The sequence below is a fragment of the Haloferula sp. genome, assembly GCF_049672945.1.
In the GTDB taxonomy this organism is placed as follows: domain Bacteria; phylum Verrucomicrobiota; class Verrucomicrobiia; order Verrucomicrobiales; family Akkermansiaceae; genus Haloferula.
In genome coordinates this window covers 1-18,077 of sequence record NZ_JBATWY010000085.1, presented here as the reverse complement: position 1 = coordinate 18,077, position 18,077 = coordinate 1, and the positions used below count along the sequence as shown (strand labels likewise).

Genomic DNA, 18,077 nt, shown 5'->3' with positions numbered 1-18,077 from the left:
TGGAGGCGGAAGGTTTCCCGGCCTAGGGAAAACGCAGATGTTATCAAGGGACGTTGCAAGAGGGATCGCGGTGCTGGTTTTTGGGGCGCTGGCGGCCTGTTCGAAGTCGGACGAGGCGGCTGCCGGGCCGGCCGGGCCGGTCGAGGTGACGGTGCACGAACTCGAATGGCGTGACTTCGCGGACGAGTTGGTGGCGGCCGGGACGCTGTTGGCGGATGAGTCGACCGAGATTTCGGCCAACGTGACCGAGCGGGTTCAGGAACTGGGCTTCGATGACGGGCAGCGGGTTGAGGCCGGCGACTTGCTGGCCTTGCTGGAGTCCGAGGAAGAGCGGGGGATTCTGGAGGCGGCACAGGCGTCGCTTGATGAGGAGAAGCGGGAGCTGAAGCGCTTGGAGCCGCTTCTGGGCCGGGGTGTTTCCGAGGCGGACGTGGCGGCGCGCAGGACACGGCTGGCGGTGGCTCAGGCGCGGATCGCTCAGGTGCAGGCGCAACTTTCCGATCGGCAGATCACAGCTCCCTTTGCCGGACGGGTAGGCCTTCGCCGGATCAGCCCCGGCGCGATGGTGGAACCCAGCGACGTCATCACCACCCTCGACAAGACCGACGTCATGAAACTCGATTTTACGGTGCCGGAAACCTTTTTGAGTACGCTCCAGCCGGGGCTGGTGATCGCTGCGCGCAGCAGCGCGTTCCCGGAGCGCGATTTCGAAGGAGAAGTCTCCGAAATCGACACTCGAATTGACCCGGTGACGCGGGCGGTCGCGGTGCGGGCCCTATTTCCGAACCCGGACGACGTCCTACGTCCGGGCATGCTGATGACCGTGACGCTGAGCAGCAACCCGAAGCGCAGCTTGGCGTTGCCTGAGCGGGCGGTCGTCGCTGTGGGTGAAGTCAAAGCGGTCTTTCGCATTGAGGACGGCGTGGCGCGGCGGGTGGTGATCGAGACCGGTCGACGGCAGCCGGGTTGGGTCGAGGTCGTTGAAGGACTTGCCGAAGGTGATTCCGTGGTGACCGACGGCGTGCTTTCGTTGCGCGACGGCGGCGAGGTGAAGGTGGCGGGCACCTACGAGGGGGCGGTCGAGGCCTATGATCCCAAATCCGGGCAGTCTTCCTGATGTTCCTGTCTGACATTTCAGTGCGTCGGCCGGTGCTGGCGACGGTGATGAGTCTGCTGCTGGTCGCCTTTGGCCTGGTGGCCTACACGCGACTGCAGGTGCGGGAGTATCCGGACATCGAGCCGCCGATCGTGACGATCGAAACGGTCTACCCCGGCGCTTCGGCCGCGGTGGTGGAACGTCGGATCACCCAGCGGATCGAAGATTCGGTAAGCACGGTTGAAGCAATCAAGACGATCGAATCGTCGAGCGTTGATGAGGTGTCCACGGTGACGGTCGAGTTCCTGATCGACCGTGACATCGACGCCGCAGCGAACGACCTGCGCGAGGCGGTCTCGACACTGCTTTCGGAGCTTCCCGAGGAGGCTGATCCGCCGCAGATCACCAAGCAGGATGCCTCGGCCGAGGTGCTGATGTGGCTGAATCTAACAGGCGAGGGCATGACGCCGCTGCAGCTTGTGGATTACGCCGACCGCTACCTCGCCGACCGCTTCGCGGTGCTGCCGGGGGTGGCGCGGGTCCAACTCAGCGGGGCTTCGCGCTACGCGATGCGTGTGTGGGTGGATCGCAACGCGCTGGCTGCGAGGGGACTGACGGTGGCGGACATCGAGGAGGCCCTGCGGACGCAGAACGTCGAGTTTCCCGCCGGCAGCGTGCAGAGCCTCGACCGTCAGTTCACCGTGCGGCTCGGCCGCGAGTATGTGGACCCGGAAACCTTCCGCAGTCTGGTCGTGGCGAGGGGTGAGGACGGCTATCAGGTGCGCCTCGACGAGGTCGCGGAAGTCTCGCTGGGAGCGGCGCGGCCGCGGTTGAGCTTTCGCGGAAACGGGGTGCCAATGACCGGGGTGGGGATCATCAAGCAATCGCGCGCCAACACGCTGGAGGTGGCACGCGCGGCGAAGGCGGAGGCCGAAGCAATCCGCAGGATCCTTCCGGAAGGCATGGCGCTGGAGCAGAGTTACGATACCTCCGTCTTCATCGAGGCTTCGCTGCACGAGGTGCGCAACACACTGCTGATCGCGATCGGCCTCGTGGTGCTGGTGATCTATCTGTTCCTCGGCAGCCTGCGGGCGACGCTGATTCCGGCGGTGACCGTGCCGGTGTCGCTGATCGGCACGGCGATCCTCCTCTATCAGCTCGATTTTTCGGTGAACATCCTGACCCTGCTGGCGCTGGTGCTGGCGATCGGGTTGGTGGTGGACGATGCGATCGTGGTGTTGGAAAACATCTACCGGCGGATCGAGAACGGAGAGACGCCGCTGGTCGGAGCGTATCTTGGAACGCGGCAGGTTGGATTCGCAGTGGTGGCGACCACGCTGGTACTGATCTCGGTGTTCGTGCCGATCACCTTCCTGCAGGGCGATACCGGCAAGCTGTTCACCGAGTTCGCGGTGACGCTCGCGGTGGCGGTCGGGTTCTCTTCCTTCGTCGCGCTCACGCTTTCCCCGATGCTGGCCTCGAAGCTGCTGCGGGCCGATGCCGCGACACGAACCAACCTGCTGACGCGTGGGGTGTCCTTCGTGTTCCGCAAGCTCGAGGCTGCTTACCGGTGGGCGCTCGGGAAACTACTACGGATGGCGTGGCTCGGGGTGTTGCTGGTGGTGGCAACACTTGGGGCGAGTTGGTGGTTGTTCCGCGAGCTGCCGAGCGAGTTCACGCCGCGCGAGGACCGTGGCGCGTTCTTCGTTACCTCGAAAGCACCGGAGGGGACCAGCTATGGCTACAGCCTCGAGATGAGCCGTGAGATCGAGAAGCGGCTGATGTATCTCATCGACAACGGTGAGGCCCAGCGCCTGCTGGTGCGGGTGCCGCGTGGCTTTGGCGCGGCGGTCGACTACAACCAGGTGGTCACGATCATCAATCTCAACGACTGGTCGGAGCGACGTCCGTCCGATGAGATCATGGCCGAGGTGCGGGGGAAACTTTCCGACCTCCGCGGGATGCAGCACTTCGTCATCATGCGTCAGGGCCTCACCCAGGGACTTCGAAAGCCGGTGCAATTCGTGATCGGCGGACCGACCTACGGGGCACTCACCGACTGGCGCGACCGGGTCGTGGAGAAGGCGCGTGAAAACCCGAATCTGGTGGGTCTCGACTGGGACTACAAGGAGACCAAGCCTCAGATCGGCGTCGACATCGACCGGATCCGTGCGGCCGACCTCGGCGTCTCGGTGAGCAACATCGGACGCACGCTCGAGACCTTCCTCGGCGGGCGGCAGGTGACGACCTTTACGACCGGCGGCGAGGAGTACGACGTGATTGTCGAGGGCGAGTGGGACGACAAACGCTCGCCCGACGACCTGCGCAATGTGTTCGTCCGCTCGGAGCGCAGCGATGAGCTGATACCGCTGTCGAACTTGGTAAAGCTGCGCGAATTCGCGGACTCCGGCGCGCTCAACCGTTTCAACCGGATCCGCGCGATCACCATCGAGGCCAATCTGGCACCGGGATATTCGCTGAGTGAGGCACTCGATTACCTCGATGGGGTGGCGGAGGAAACGCTGCCCGACGAGGCGGTCATCGACTACAAGGGCGAGTCACGCGACCTGCGGGAGTCCGGCGAGTCGGCGCTGTTCATTTTCGCGCTGGCGCTGATTGTCGTCTATCTCGTGCTGGCGGCGCAGTTCGAGAGCTTCGTGCATCCGTTCACCATCCTGCTCAGCGTGCCGGTGGCGGTGGCTGGGGCCTTGTTGGGCTTGCTGATCACCGACCAGGCCCAAAGCATCTACAGCCAGATCGGGATGATCATGCTGATCGGCCTGGCGGCGAAGAATGGCATCCTGATCGTCGAGTTCATCAACCAGTTGCGCGACGAGGGACGGAGTTTCGATGAGGCGATCGTGGAGGCATCGACACTGCGCTTCCGTCCGATCCTGATGACCGGCCTGACCACCGTGATGGGTTCACTACCACTGGTGATCTCTTCCGGCGCGGGTGCGGAAACGCGCTTCGTGGTCGGTGTGGTGATCCTCTTCGGTGTGGCCTTGTCGGGCATCTTCACGCTCTTCGTGGTTCCGGTGATCTACCGCCTGATCTCGCGTGGCACCCAAAGCCCGAATGCAACATCGAAGCGGGTCGATGGAGCTCTCGCGGAAGCCGGCGAAGGATGAGCAAGCAGCGCTCGGGCCAGAGTGCAGCGACGAGTTGGAACGCCGGAGTTTCCCATGTTCACCTTGGGGGTAGGCTTGCAGCATAGGCTTTTCCTGGACACCTGCTTGCCAGTCAGCGATCAGCGTCACGGCTGACGTCGCAAATACTGTCTTCTTCGACGGCGACGACGTGACCTACACCTTCCCCGCCGGAACCAAATGGTTCGCTCGCCTCAAGGTGACCGGCCCCTGAGTCACCATTCCTCATCCATCGCGGCGATCCTACAGTAGTGGGGTCGCCGCGATTGGGAGGGAGTTCATCGGATTCCTCGAGTTGGTTCCGATGACCCTTTTGCTACTGCTTTGACAATCTGACTTTAAGATCAATCTTGGCGTCGATGGCGGCCGTGGGAGGAATTCTCAATTCGAGGCGTTTGAGTCCCTCGATTTGCCGATCCAGTTCTAGCGGGGGAGGATCCAAAGAAACCACCGCGATCTCCATTTCCGGATGCGAAATGCTTTCGACGCGCAGCATCTTCCCGCCCTGACGGAGTAGTGCCCCGCCTGGGATGAGTTCGACTTCGGCTGTGGTCATCACTTGCCAGGTGATCTGGTTTGTCGATTCAGTAAGCTCGACGATGTCATGAACCAACAGGGAAGTAGGTCCGTCCTTGATGAAGCGCCGCGTGACCTGCGCTGCATTTTTTCCGTAGAGTGCGGTTAGATCAAAGGTGGCCTCGGGCAATTCGCCTTTCTTGAAATCGATCAAGGGTGCAAAGCCATCAACTCGATAGAACTCGTTGTTCAGTGTAAGGCCGCTATGTCCGAAGTTGTTTTTGTTCAGCAAGGTCCAGCGCTCGCTATTCTGCTTCTTTCCCCAAAGATTGAAGCCGGTCTTTTCCAATGCATGATAACCCTGCATCCCAGGATCAATCACCCAGCGAATACCATCCATCTCGAAGACGAACGAACCTGCATCCATGTTGCCATGGCTGCTCGTCGCCTGACCACCTTTGCCGCCGAAATAGTACTGGTGCGGGTCGTTCTCGCCACCCGTGAAAATGACGATCGGATTGGTTCCGTCACCCTTCCACGCGGATGGAATCTTGGAGTTGGTCTTCTCCTCGTATTGGGAAAGCCACGCCATGGCGGCTCCGTCGAGACCTGAGAGCTTACCGACCCTCTCGGGCGAAAGCATGAAGCGCTCTTTTTCGAAGAAGGTTCCGTTTCCGGACTTCGCCGCAAACCAAGCCAGCAGGACGTCGCCGCCCTCGCCGCCATACTCCCGGCAATCGGCGAAGTTGTAGTACATTCCGGACGGGGCGGTGGTGAGCGATCGGAAGACGGCGCTCTCCATGAAGCCGGGAGAGGCGGAGATCCCGAAATCGGACTCTAACGCACTTTCAAGCATCGCGATCGTAACAATGGTAAAGCCGGTACCGTAGGCCCAGTATCCCGGACCCTCCGGATAGAGGCCATCCGGTGCATAATGCGCCAGTGCATTCGGTATTTGATCCAGCGCGCGTTGGATGGTGTCCGCTGCAAGATCCGGCTCGGTTTCCGCGAGGGCAATCGCTGCGGCAATCATTCCCCCGTTGCAGACCTGGTTCCAATTGTTGCTCGAAGAGACGATCCTTGCCTGTCCCTTGCCATCGGCATCCAAGCCCTTCTGAAGCAGGGCGGTGCGGGCTTTTTCAGCAGTCGCCTCAGGTAAATCTCCGTGGGTCCAGTCGAGCGCCAGCGCCACCGCCAGTGACATCTCCGCCACGTCGAGAAAGTGGCTTGGATTCCAGTCGGAAAACGCAGAAACCGCGAGCAGTTCCTCCTCGATTCTCTGCAGGGCCTTCTGGTCTTTTTCAACCAGATAGATCAGCCCCAGCATGTTGATGCGATAAAGCATCTCCCTGGAGGTGTGCAACAGACGTCGTCCAACCATCGTGCGTGTCAAACGAGGCTCATCGTAGATGCCTTCGGCATTCAGCTGGATGGCTGCATAGCGGTTCTGCAATACAGGATCGGTTTTGAGCTTCGCTCTGAGATTTGCCAGAATGGAAGGCGTGAAGACCAGCCGCGGATGCGTCTTTGCCAGATGCTGATCCAAGTACTCCACCGAGATGGGATTATCGAGTTTCGTCGGCGTGGCCGCGATCGATGTCGAGGTTGTGAGGCAGGCAAGTATTAGTGAAATGGTAAGTAGCATGGATCTGTTTCGTTCCCCGTGGACACCCGATTTTTCTTGGTCGACGCGACCAATGTAAGTCACACTACGCCATGAACCGCCGTCATTTTGTCAGAATTGTTGGGGGGCTCGCATTCACCGCAGGGACCGCGCCTCGCTACGCATTTGGAGCCGAGGGGCGCGGAGCATCCGGAGTGCTGGTGGAGGCGTGCGGCTTCGATGATCCGGGTGGTTGGTCGCTCGACACGCAATTCTATCAGCAGATGGGTGGTTGCTTTCTGCTCGCTCATGGCATGGGCATTCCGGTGGCGAACGCCAGGACGGTCTTCAATCTCCCCGCTCCGGGAAAATGGCGCGTTTGGGTCCGCACTCGAGATTGGTGTCCGGGCGAGTGGCAATCCCCGGGAAGGTTCCGCGTGAAGATCGATGGTGAAGCACTCGAAACAGTCTTTGGCACTGAGGACGGCTGGGCGTGGCAGGCGGGCGGCGAAATTGAAGTGGACCAAGCCGGTACTCATTCCCTCGAACTGGAGGACCTCACCGGTTTCGACGGACGTTGTGATGCCGTGTTTTTCACGCAGGAAGAAGCGCCGGATTTGCCGAGTGAAAACTTGCCGGAACTCGCGGTATGGAAAGATCGATTGAGCGGCCGTGAGCAGCAAACCATTGGTGAGGAAGACTACGATGTAGTGATCGTCGGTGCCGGTCTGTCCGGGTGCGGAGCGGCATTGGCGGCGAGATCGCAAGGGCTGCGGGTCGCACTGATTCAAGACCGCCCGATCCTCGGTGGCAATGCGAGCGAGGAAATCCGGGTGCACACGCTCGGGATTCACGGTAAGGATTCCAATTTTCTGAAACAGATTGATACCGAGCATTACCCGAATGGCGATGCCAAGGCGGCGCTCGATCAGAAGAAACGCGAGAAGGCGATGAAGGATTCCGGTGTGGAAATCTTCGCCCACCATATCGCAATTGGTTTGGGTATGGAGGGAGAACGCATCACCAGCGTCGAGGCCCGTGAGGTGACCAGCGGGCGAATCCGACGCTTTCTTGCACCCGTATTCATCGATGCGACCGGCGACGGCTGGCTCGGAATCTGGGCAGGCGCCGATTACCGCGAAGGCCGGGAGGCGGCCGGCGAATTCGACGAGGCTTGGGATAAGCATGGCGATCTCTGGAGCCCGGAAGAACCCGACAAGCGGGTCATGGGAACAAGCGTCTTGTGGAACTCGACAAGGGCTAAGCAAGCGTCCCGCTTCCCCGAGGTGCCGTGGGCAATGCCAGTAGCCGGACGCCACACCGCGATCAATGGTGAGTGGTATTGGGAATACTCAGCGCCGGACCTGGATCAAGTGAAGGATGCCGAGCAAATCCGCGACCACATGCTACGTGCGATCTTCGGTTCATTCGCCAATGCCAAGAAACAACCAAAGAACGCCACCGTCCAATTGGAATGGGTTGCCTACGTCGGCGGAAAACGTGAATCACGACGCCTGATGGGGGACTACATCTATACCATGAAGGATGCCACCGAGCGGCGAACCTTCCCGGACGTGGTGGTCGAGGAAGAACGGGAACTCGATGCCCATTATCAGAGAGCCGAAACCGGTGCCCCCGAGGATTTCCTTTCGAAGGCCATCTTCCGTAAGACCGGCGGGGTTTACTACATCCCGTTCCGCTGCTTTTACTCGCGCAATATCCCAAACTTGATGATGGCGGGGCGGTGTTTCAGTTGCTCCCACATCGGGCTCTCCGGACCACGGGTAATGAATACCTGCGGGCAGATGGGGATTGCCACCGGCTACGCGGCGTCACTATGCAAAAAACATGGCGTACTGCCTCGCGAGGTCGGTGACAAGCATGTCACGGAACTGAAGAAGCTGATAGGTTACCAAGCGTGATGAGACACTGGGTCAACTTCGGCCTGCTATTCAGTTTTCTCACCTTGGTGGTGAGCGGGGTGATGGCATTCACTCTGCCATTTTCGCTGGTCACCACTCGGGTTCACATCGTGTTTGGTTTGCTCACGATGCTGCTGGTGATCCTGCACGTCGTTTCGCGCACGCGATACTTCGCGGGAAAGGTTTCGGGCAAGGGTGCATCGCGCGCGATGATCGCGGGGATCGTTCTTGCCTGGTGCGGACTGGTAGCGCTCGCGCTCGGCGGACTCTGGCCGATACGCCAACTGGTCGGTGCCGGATACGAAGCGAGAAATCGTGCTGAGATCGTCCGCTCGTCGCCGCTCGCGGGGTTTCTCGAAACGGAAGATACGCGGCGTTTCGTTGCGAGGAAAACCGAGGAGTCCGGTTCGACCGCGCTGGCGCTGCTGGTCCGATTCCGGGATGGTCTTGAACAAGCACCTGCGATGGCCGTTTGGACGGAAACGACCACCGGAACGATGATCGAAACGCTCTACCTTGATGAAGTGCTGGCGTATGGCGATGAGGTTGAGTGGCAGGGTGTCAAGACGCTCCGCCACAAGATTCTGCCAATCTGGCGACACCGTTACACCATGGTTTCGGGTGTCGATCCGAATGGCGAGATCGATGCCTTCACTGCTTCGACGCCCACCCATTCCTTCAGTCTGGAAAAGTATCTTGATCCGGCGGAGGGCGAGGAACTTGTGATCTGCGTGGAAGTCAACGCTGCAGCCGATGCGAATACGACCTTCGGGGATCCATGGTTCGGTCAGCCATCACTACTATACACGGCGTATTTATCACCTGGTGGTGAGGCAGCCTACGGGTTGCTGGAGCTCACCGCTCACGGTGGCGAGGCAGCGAAAGGCGGCACGCTGGCTTATGATTTCGAGGGTATCGACAGCGCCAAACGCCTCATCGATCTACTCTTGGTGAAAATCGCACCAACGGAGGAATGAGGGCCGCGACGCTTGCGATTTTTTTCGTGTTTGCCTGTGTAGGGTGTCGCGAGGCCGGAAAAACTGTGGTATTTACCGGCGAGGCGATGGGGACGAGCTACCGGATCAAATGCGCCGGAGGAAAGGGTTTTGACACTGGAGCGATCGATGTGCTTTGCGATCAATTGGATGAGGAACTATCAACTTGGCGGGACGATAGCTGGGTTAGCCGATTCAACGCCGCTCCCGCCGCTACTCGTTTTGTGATGCCGGAACATGTCGAAGAGTTGCTCAAGCTCTCCAAGGCGATCACGGAGGAAACCCATGGTCGTTTCGACCCTACCGCCGGGGCACTGGTGAAGTTGTGGGGATTCGGTGCTTGGAAGAATGAGTGGACGGGCGAGCCCTCCGACGGGGAGGTCTCCGCTGCCCTTGAGGCCAGTGGTTTCGGAAACCTCCAGATCGATGGTCATCAGATCATGAAAAGCTCCTCCCAGCTGATGCTCGACTTCTCGGGAATCGCCAAGGGTTATGCAGTGGACCAAATGGCTGGGCTCCTGAGGGAGGACGGCTACCGCGATTTTGTGATCGAGTTCGGAGGCGAGGTGTTCGCCAGCGGGGCGGCCCCGGGGAAAGACCACTGGACGATTTCCGGCCCGGCGCAGGGGTCGCGTTTGCAACTGAGGAATGAGGCGGCTGCAAGCAGTGGTTCGGAACATCAGCATCGCGGCATGTGGTCGCACGTGATTGATCCCCGAAACGGCAGACCGATCAGGGTCGGTCCCCCTGTCACCGTTCGGGCACGGACCTGCGCCCGTGCCGACGCCCTGGCGACAGCCACCCTCGTCAAAGCAGCTGAGCCTTCCAAACGACCACGAACCGAGGAGCGATAACTCCCGTAATCCAACTTCTCGTCTAACAGATGCCGCCGGTTTTCAGGAAGAGGGAGACGAGGATGGTCGGAATTCAGTCGTCAGCCAAGCGCTCCAGCTTCTCCATGGCCCGTTTGAGCTTGAGATGGGTTTCCATACGGGCAAACAGGATCGGGAAATTGATCGGCTTCGAGACGAAGTCATTGGCACCGGCCTCGAAGCTTTCAATGACATCCTCGTCTTCATCGTTGGCTGTCGCCATGATCACTGGCAATTGAATGGCGGTATAACGTTGCCGAAGATGGCGGAGTGTTTCGAGGCCATCCATGTCCGGCATGTGGATATCGAGTACGACAAGGTCGACCGGTTCCTGCTCAATTGACTCAAGTGCTTCGCGACCGCTGGCGACCGCCGTGACGGAATAGTCTTTTTCCGCGAGCTTGGCAGTAATGACCGTCCTCATGACGCGGCCGTCATCAGCAATCAGGATTTTCGCATGGCTCATGGCTAGGACCCAGTTTGATCGGCCCAGCGGATGTTGGCGACGGTATTTTCCAAGCGGTCCATGGCGGAGGGAAGCTGACCCATGGGATCGGGACAGAGCTCGGGGTGAGTCCGGACATTCTTTTCGATCTTCAGGGCGAGACCAACGATCTCCAAGTAGCCGAGAGTCGATGCCGTCCCTCGAATGGTTCGGGCCGTTTCTTCGGCGGCCACACCCTCGCCGGATTCAAGTTCCTGCTTCAGCTTCTCGAGAAGTCCGCCGGTTTCTGTTTTGAAGTCCGACAGCAGTGCCGTGGCCACTTCCGGATTGTTGCTGGTGACTTCGCGGACTTGCTTTTCGTCGATGATGGGTTCGGGACACCAAGCGTCGAGCGCAGCACGGGCATCGGCGGGCCGATCATCCATGTTTCTCGCCATGAGCGAATCGATCCATGTGCAAATTGATTCGGGCACGTCCGGCCGCAGATCGTGCAGCGGGGTGAGCCGATGGAAAAGGTGGGCCGTCATCACATCAACCGGGCTCTTGCCACGAAACGGATAGTCCCCCGCGAGGGTGTAGTAGAAAATACAGCCCAGGGAATAGAGATCGGTCCGGGCGTCGAGAGGGGCCCGCTCGAACTGCTCCGGCGTCATGAAATAAATGGACCCAAGGATCGAGTCGTCGTGACTTTGCGTCTGGCTGGACGGTGCCTGGGAAAATTTGGCGAGCCCGAAGTCGAGGATCTTCACCTGGAATTTGCCGCTCGGCAGCCAGACCAGCATCAGGTTGGCTGGCTTCAGATCACGGTGAATGAGACCGGCAGAATGCGCCGCGATCATGCCCTCAAGCGACTGAACCACAAACTCCTTGAAGTCGGCCAGAGGCAGCGCGGCTTTTTCGATGATGTCGTCAAGCGTCTCGCCTTCGAGTAATTCCATGACGATGAAAACGCCTTCCTCATCCCGGCCCACATCGTGGATGGTCACGATGTGGGGATGCTTGAGAGTGGAAAGAGTCCGAGCCTCCGTGATGAGGTCTTCGGTCAATTCCTCGAATGGCTCATCGGAGTCGACAAGCACCCGCTTGATGGCGACATCGCGGCCCAGTTGGGTGTCGTAGGCGCGATGGACGACGCCGAGTCCGCCGCGTCCCAGTTCACCGTTGATCTGGTAGCGCTCGCTCATGCGGAAACGAGGAGTTGAACACTGGCAGTTTTGGAAAGGGACATATTTTCGAGAGCTAAAACTACACTCACCCGGGAAGCCTTCATAGCAAGTAACTAGCCATTCTCTTCATTGGCTATTTCAATTCTACTCCGATCAACGAGACATCGTCATCGAACGGCTCGCCGTCGGACCATTCCCGTGTGGCTTCGACGAGCCGTCTGAGGCTCTCGTTCAGTGGCAAGCCAACGGCCTTTTCAAGAGCCTCAAGCAGGCGATCCTGTCCGAACTCCTCGCCGTCCGCATTGCTGATTTCGAAGATGCCGTCGGTGTAGAAATACAGCCGATCGCCACTCTTGACCTCCAAGGCATCTTCCTGGAAATGGGCGCCTGCAATGAAGCCCACCGCCGGTGGGCGCGCCGGGTGCAGCGTGCCTTTTCCGCCCGAAACCAGCAGTGGCCCCGGATGACCTCCCGAGGCGTAGCGGAACTCACCCTCCTTCAGATCCAGAATCCCATACAAGGCGGTGAAATATTGTGCCGACTCATCGTCGAAGGCGAAGTGGCGGTTCAAGTCGCCAATCACTTTGGCGGGTGTTGTCAGGGCAAAGCCACCGCTCCCATTCCTCAGTCTTAATACCGACTGCCCATTTTCAGATCGCATGAGGTAGCGGCTCAAATTGACCGAGAGCAGCGCGGCCGGCACCCCGTGGCCACTCACGTCCATGATGTAGACCCCAAGCTGATCCTCAGTCAGCGGGACGACATTCAGGGTATCGCCGCCGAGTTCATCGCATGGTTCGTAAAACCATGCGAAGTCCGCACGGTCTGACTCCGGTGGCTTCTCGGGGAGGAACGATCGCTGGATTCTGGCCGCCGCCTCCAGGCTTTTCTTCATTCGCTGGTTCGCCAGGCTGAGAACATCGTTGGCCGCTTCCAGTTGATGATTTTGATCGGCCAGAGCTGCCTCCAGTTCGATGATTCTCTGCGCCGCCTGCACGCGCACGCGCAGCTCCTCTTTGTCGAAGGGTTTGGTGACGAAGTCGTCCGCGCCCGACTCCATCCCCTCCACCACGTCGCCTTTTTCCGACCGTGAAGTCAGGAGAATCGCATAAACGTATTCTCCAAGCCCCTTGCAGCTACTGCGGATCTTTTTCAACAAGGTCGGGCCGTCCATGCCCGGCATCAGCCAGTCAGTGATGAGGATCTCCGGCCGCTGTTCACCGATCATGCGCCACGCCTCGTCGCCATCCGCAGCGCCAATCGCTTCATGACCCCATTCGCGGAGAAAGGCGAGCAGACGGGTTCGCGTCGCGCGATCGTCTTCTGCCACCAGGATTCTCATGACTTGTCCAGAGCTCGGTCGAAACGCTGTAGCGCCTGCCTGAGTAACGCAATTTCCCGTCGAAGGGTGGGGATCACTGCCCTCGCTCCCACGATATCCCCGCTCCTTGCCTTGGTGTCGAGCTCCGTGGCTTTCTCAAAACTACGGTCTGCCCAGTAGTTCCCTACCATTCCCTTCAAGGCATGCGCGGCACGGTGCAGGTCGTCGATATTACCGGATTCCGCGGTTCGGTCGATCTCAGCCAGCATCGATTCCGAGTCCTCCTCAAAGAAGCCGATCAACTCGTGCATCAGGGCCACGTCCCCGGTATTTTCACGAAAACGCTGCTCGTTGAAAATTGCAAATGCCTCCGCAGCTGGCTCCTCGTGTGCCCCATTGGCAACTGCTTCCTCGGCGGCGGCCGAAAACTGCTCCAAAGCCACGAACAGCTGGTCGGCGCGCACCGGCTTGGGAATATAGGCGTCCATCCCGGCTGCCAGGCACTCCTCCTCATCGCCTTTCATGGCATTGGCAGTCATCGCCACGATCGGAACGTGGCCGCCTTCCGACGCTTCGCGCTGGCGGATCGCCGCTGTCGCCTCCAGGCCGTTCATTTCCGGCATCTGGACGTCCATCAGAACCACGTCGAATCGTTCCCGCTCCAGCGCCTCAAGCACCTCCCTGCCATTCTCCACCAGCGTGACGTGGTGCCCGCGATTCTCAAGGAGTCGCCGTGCCACCACCTGGTTGACCTTGCCATCTTCAGCCACCAGCACGCGCAGTGGTTTGTCGCTCATGGATCGCGCCGGAAGGTCATCGCCCTGGCCTTCTTCATCAGCCAAACTGGTGCCGGTCGTCTGCATGATGGAGTCGAGCAGGATCGAGCGTTTCACCGGCTTGTTCAGGCTCCGCGCGACGCCCGCCCGGCGCAACTCGGCAGCCGTCCAATTCCCGCCGCCAGATGTCAGCATCAGCATCTCCGGTTGCTCCCACTCGGTACCGGCACGGATGCGCTTGGCCAATTGATAGCCGTCCATTCCCGGCATCATCCCATCAAGCACCACCATCCGGTAGGGGCGGCCTTCCGCTGCGGCGCGACCCAACTCCAGCAAGGCTTCCTCGCCGCTTTCACAAGCATTCGTCTCAAGGTTCCAGTTGCCCAACATTTCGGTTAGAATGCGGCGGTTGGTGGCGTTGTCATCGACTACCAGGAAGCGCAGCTTCCCGAGCGACACCGTTTCTTGTGGCAACTTCGCCTGCTGCTCACCCAGACCGAAGCAGGCCGTGAAATGGAACGTGCTCCCTTGTCCTTCCTCGCTCTCCACCTTGAGCTCGCCCCCCATTTTCTCAACAATCCGTCGAGAAATCGTCAGGCCCAGTCCGGTTCCACCAAAACGCCGCGTCGTCGAGCTGTCCGCTTGGCTGAAGACCTCGAAAATCCGATCCTGCTTGTCCTTGGGAATCCCGATTCCCGTATCCTTCACGGAGAACTTCAGCGTCACCGAGTCACTTCGCTTCCCGACGCATTCCACCGTCACCACGATCTCGCCGCTGTCAGTGAACTTGATCGCGTTGCCTACCAGATTCACGACCACCTGACGTAGCCTGCTCAAATCGCCGATCACTCGGTCGGGTACTTCCGATGGAATGCGGTAGGCCAGCTCGAGATCCTTTTCCCGAGCTCTCGTGGCCAGAGTCTGGAGCGTATCGCCAATCGAATCCCGGAGTTCGAATTCAAAGTCCTCCAGTTCCATCTTTCCGGCCTCGATTTTCGAGAAATCGAGGATGTCGTTGAGCAAGGCCAGCAGTGCCTCGGCCGATTGCTGGACCAATCGTTGGTACTCGCTCTGTTCCGGCGTCAGTTCGGTATTCAGCAGGAGCTCGGTCATGCCCATGATGCCATTCATCGGCGTCCGGATCTCATGGCTCATGTTCGCGAGGAAATCGCTCTTCGCCTGATTGGCGGAGTCGGCCAATTCCTTGGCATGGCGAAGCTCCTCCTCGATGCGCATGAGGTCGGTGATGTCGCGCGTGATGCCGAAGGTCCCTACGATGTCGCCATCGATCGCGCGCAGGGGCAGCTTCGTGGTCGAAAACCAGGCATCCGAACCGTCCTTGGCTTCACTCTTTTCAATCTTCGAGAGAATCGGTTCGCCTGTGGCCATGATCTGATCTTCATCAGCATGGGTTTGGGCAGCAAATTCCTTGGGAAAAAAGTCCGCATCGCTCTTGCCGATGAGTTCCGTTGCGTCGGCGAAACCGAAATTGTTGGCCAGTCCGCGACTGACACGGATGAACCGGCTCATCTCGTCCTTGAAGTAAATCCCGTCAGGACTCTTATCGAGAAGGGTATTCAAAAGAAAGCGTTCCTTGTCGAGGGCGGCTTCGATCTTCTTTTGATCGGTGATCTCCCAGAAAACCGCCTGCGTTCCGCTGATCTCACCCTTCTCGTCGTGAGTGGGGGACTTGCGGACCTCAAAGTAACGGACTTCTCCACCGCTCTCGTTCTTTTCCACATCCGTGAACAGCTTCCCGGTCTCGATCACGAACTGGTCGTCTTCCCGGTACTTCTTCGCGAGTTCTGCCGGAAAGAGATCGTAATCGGTCTTGCCCAGCAAATCCTCGCTCGTTCGACCGAGCAAGTCCGCCAAGGTCTGATTGAAGAAGGTGATTCCTCCTTCCAGATCCTTGCGCATCACGTGGACAGGCAAGTTGTCGAGCATATCGAGAAGCGATGCCGAACCTTCACGAAGGGCTCTTTGGTCTGTCTGGTCAGCGGTTTGATTCCCGGTGCCGAGCTGCTGTTGGTTTTCTGGGTTTGAGGGCATAGGCAACCTCCAATGAGATATCCGTCCTTATCGTTATTCGGACGGTACACCATGAAGCTGAAGGCCGACCCTTAAGACAAGCTCAAACAATCGAGGTGACAGGGGTCGAGTGGGTGGAAGGCCCTGCGGGAATTTCGGAGTTGGGTGGTCGATTGGATACCCGCAGCCAGCTACTCACAGTGACCTGAATTATGGACGCCGACGGAACCGAGTAAAAGTAGCCTTCCGTGCAATGCCCCCCGGGGATGATCGGGATTGATCTACGGCCTGAGCGCTATTTGTGTCTGCCGAAAAAGCTGCTCCGGATCAAGAGGTCGGATAGTTCGATCATTTCCTTTGCCTGATCTTCGTCGCTTTGCTGGAAGCTGCCAATGCAATCTCCATTTGCCAGGTAGGAGAAGTCCCTCTCGGTTTGGAAAAGGCTTCGACCCATCGCCGAGTACTTCAGCAACTCCAGATCATAGCCCAGCAATTGGAGAACGGTGGGCATCAGATCAATCTGTCCGCCGGTGACATCCATCCTCTTTCCTTCCGAGCCCTTGATGTAGAACAGTGCGGAGGTTCGGGGGATTTCCTGGATACACCATGACTGCCGTGGTTCAATGGCTCGTATCTCCGCCGGGAAGAACTTGTTGAGCCCAGTGTGATCGCCGTAGATCATGATAATGGTGTTGTCCAGTCGTCCCTCCGAATCGAGCTGGGAGACAAAGTCGCCAATGGATCGGTCAGCGTAGTGAATCGCCTGGAGGTAGTCCTCCAATACGGTCCCCTTCACCGGGCCTTCGATTTTGAGTCGCTGTACCTGTTCCGGAATTTCAAAGGGTGAGTGAGATGACATCGTTGTTAGAAATGCCAGATAGGGTTCCTCCATTCCCCGGATGATATCCAGCGACTGCCTCAGCATCGACGCGTCGCTCAGGCCGGTAGGGAATATCTCATCCATTTTCAGATCGTTCTGGCTGTAGCAACGATCGTAGCCAATCGAAGTCAGGGAGGGCGCCCAGTTGTAGTAGTTGGGCTTGTCGACTTTGACGGCGAAGCTCTGGTAGCCCAGGCTTGCAAGTGCCTTTGGAAGGGAGCGGTAGGTATTCTGCGGGAACCTGACAAATGCGGAACCTTTCCTGATCGGCAAAAGCGAGGTGTTTAGCATCAGATCCATGTCGCTACTGCCGCCGAGATTGGTCTGTTCGACGATGGTGGGGAAGAAGTAGCTGTCGTGAAGGAGCTTGTTGAGGTTTGGAGTGACCTCCTGGCCTTCGATTTCAGCTAGGATCGCGAACGCTTCGAGGGATTCCACCTGGATGATGATCAGATTTCGTCCCTCGTGATTTCCGAAAGTGTAAGGTTTAGAACTGCTTTCCCAATTCGCTTCATAGGCGGACTTCACCCGGGCTCGCATGGCATCATCAATTTCCGGGGGTGGATCCTCAAACAGGTAGTCGAGGCCGTCAAATATCCGGTAGCCGTAGGGAGATAGGTTGTAGAGCATCTCGTTCGGTGACCAGACGACATGGAATAAGGACCTGTCTCTCACCTTCTGCAGGGCAAGATTGACGAAGCTCAGGTAGAGGATCGATACGACCACAAGGACTGCAGACAGTCGAAGGTTTCTCTCTAGTCCGAATTTGAACTTCAAAAGGAAAGGGACCAACACCAGAAGATCGATCACATAGAGGGATTCCCGTGGACGCAGCATGGCGAAGATGGAGCTCCAAATACCCTCGACATTGCCGCCTTGCTTGATGAGGAAAAGCGACAGGAAGTCCGAGAAGGCTCTGTAATAGAGGAGGTCGGCGACAAGGGCGAATGATACGAGAAAGTTCAGTCCAATCAGGTAGATCTTCTGACCCTTCTCATTGAATAAATATGAAGGCGCGATGTAGATTGAGATGAAGCTGAACCAGACGCCGAGGTAGAAGAAATAAAAAGCGGGGTTTTTGTGGCGGATGATGCTTTCGGTTTCGATGTTGAAAGCCAGTCCCTTGACGAAAAGGATGAAGAAAAACAGGATCTGTATCCTGCTGCTCGCGATGGCTTTCTTGATGATGTCTTTCATGGGTTCGCGAATGTGGCTGATCTAGCAGAAAAGCTTGATCTGGCAGAGCAAGGGTCTTTCGAAATTGGGTTCACAGACATTTTCTGCAATTCGTTGAGTTGTGCATTT

General features: G+C 58.6%; 11 protein-coding genes. 5 read left to right on the top strand and 6 right to left on the bottom strand.

The window, feature by feature from the left end; all coding sequences use genetic code 11:
• Positions 1 to 37: 37 nt before the first annotated feature.
• Both WBG04_RS07170 and WBG04_RS07165 read left to right on the top strand, forming a co-directional pair.
• Positions 38 to 1,117, top strand: a complete 1,080-nt coding sequence (locus WBG04_RS07170; protein ID WP_424313702.1) for an efflux RND transporter periplasmic adaptor subunit — start codon at positions 38 to 40, stop codon at positions 1,115 to 1,117.
• On the top strand, positions 1,117 to 4,227 hold the full coding sequence (locus WBG04_RS07165; protein ID WP_424313701.1) for an efflux RND transporter permease subunit: 3,111 nt from the start codon (positions 1,117 to 1,119) through the stop codon (positions 4,225 to 4,227). The genes WBG04_RS07170 and WBG04_RS07165 overlap by 1 nt, the downstream gene beginning before the upstream one ends.
• Positions 4,228 to 4,561: 334 nt before the next feature.
• Here the strand turns inward: WBG04_RS07165 and WBG04_RS07160 are convergent, their stop codons facing one another.
• Complete coding sequence (locus WBG04_RS07160; protein WP_424313700.1) at positions 4,562 to 6,406, bottom strand: heparinase II/III domain-containing protein; 1,845 nt, start codon at positions 6,404 to 6,406, stop codon at positions 4,562 to 4,564.
• Between the two features lie 71 nt (positions 6,407 to 6,477).
• On the opposite strand from WBG04_RS07160, the gene WBG04_RS07155 reads away from it, so the two are divergent.
• Genes WBG04_RS07155 through WBG04_RS07145 form a run of 3 tightly spaced genes read left to right on the top strand, consistent with a single transcriptional unit; the run spans position 6,478 to position 10,135 of the window.
• On the top strand, positions 6,478 to 8,286 hold the full coding sequence (locus tag WBG04_RS07155; protein WP_424313699.1) for an FAD-dependent oxidoreductase: 1,809 nt from the start codon (positions 6,478 to 6,480) through the stop codon (positions 8,284 to 8,286).
• Positions 8,286 to 9,263, top strand: coding sequence for a DUF4405 domain-containing protein (locus WBG04_RS07150; protein ID WP_424313698.1), 978 nt, complete (start codon positions 8,286 to 8,288; stop codon positions 9,261 to 9,263). Before WBG04_RS07155 ends, WBG04_RS07150 begins: the two co-directional genes overlap by 1 nt.
• A gap of 26 nt (positions 9,264 to 9,289) precedes the next feature.
• The gene (locus tag WBG04_RS07145; RefSeq protein ID WP_424313697.1) at positions 9,290 to 10,135 is read left to right on the top strand and encodes an FAD:protein FMN transferase; all 846 of its coding nucleotides are present in this window, start codon (positions 9,290 to 9,292) and stop codon (positions 10,133 to 10,135) included.
• A 73-nt stretch (positions 10,136 to 10,208) separates the two neighbouring features.
• Here WBG04_RS07145 and WBG04_RS07140 read toward each other — a convergent pair whose 3' ends face one another.
• The 5 genes from WBG04_RS07140 to WBG04_RS07120 form a co-directional block, all read right to left on the bottom strand.
• Positions 10,209 to 10,619 carry a response regulator gene (locus tag WBG04_RS07140; RefSeq protein WP_424313696.1) on the bottom strand — a complete coding sequence of 137 codons (411 nt, stop codon included), beginning with the start codon at positions 10,617 to 10,619 and terminating at the stop codon, positions 10,209 to 10,211.
• Positions 10,620 to 10,621: 2 nt separating this feature from the next.
• Positions 10,622 to 11,782: a protein kinase domain-containing protein gene (locus WBG04_RS07135; protein ID WP_424313695.1), complete on the bottom strand. Its 1,161-nt coding sequence runs from the start codon at positions 11,780 to 11,782 to the stop codon at positions 10,622 to 10,624.
• 115 nt (positions 11,783 to 11,897) lie between these two features.
• The gene (locus tag WBG04_RS07130; protein ID WP_424313694.1) at positions 11,898 to 13,106 is read right to left on the bottom strand and encodes a PP2C family protein-serine/threonine phosphatase; all 1,209 of its coding nucleotides are present in this window, start codon (positions 13,104 to 13,106) and stop codon (positions 11,898 to 11,900) included.
• Entirely contained in the window at positions 13,103 to 15,913 is a 2,811-nt protein-coding gene (locus WBG04_RS07125) for a response regulator (protein ID WP_424313693.1), read from the bottom strand. The genes WBG04_RS07130 and WBG04_RS07125 overlap by 4 nt, the downstream gene beginning before the upstream one ends.
• Before the next feature lie 274 nt (positions 15,914 to 16,187).
• Positions 16,188 to 17,969: an LTA synthase family protein gene (locus tag WBG04_RS07120; protein WP_424313692.1), complete on the bottom strand. Its 1,782-nt coding sequence runs from the start codon at positions 17,967 to 17,969 to the stop codon at positions 16,188 to 16,190.
• Positions 17,970 to 18,077: the final 108 nt, after the last annotated feature.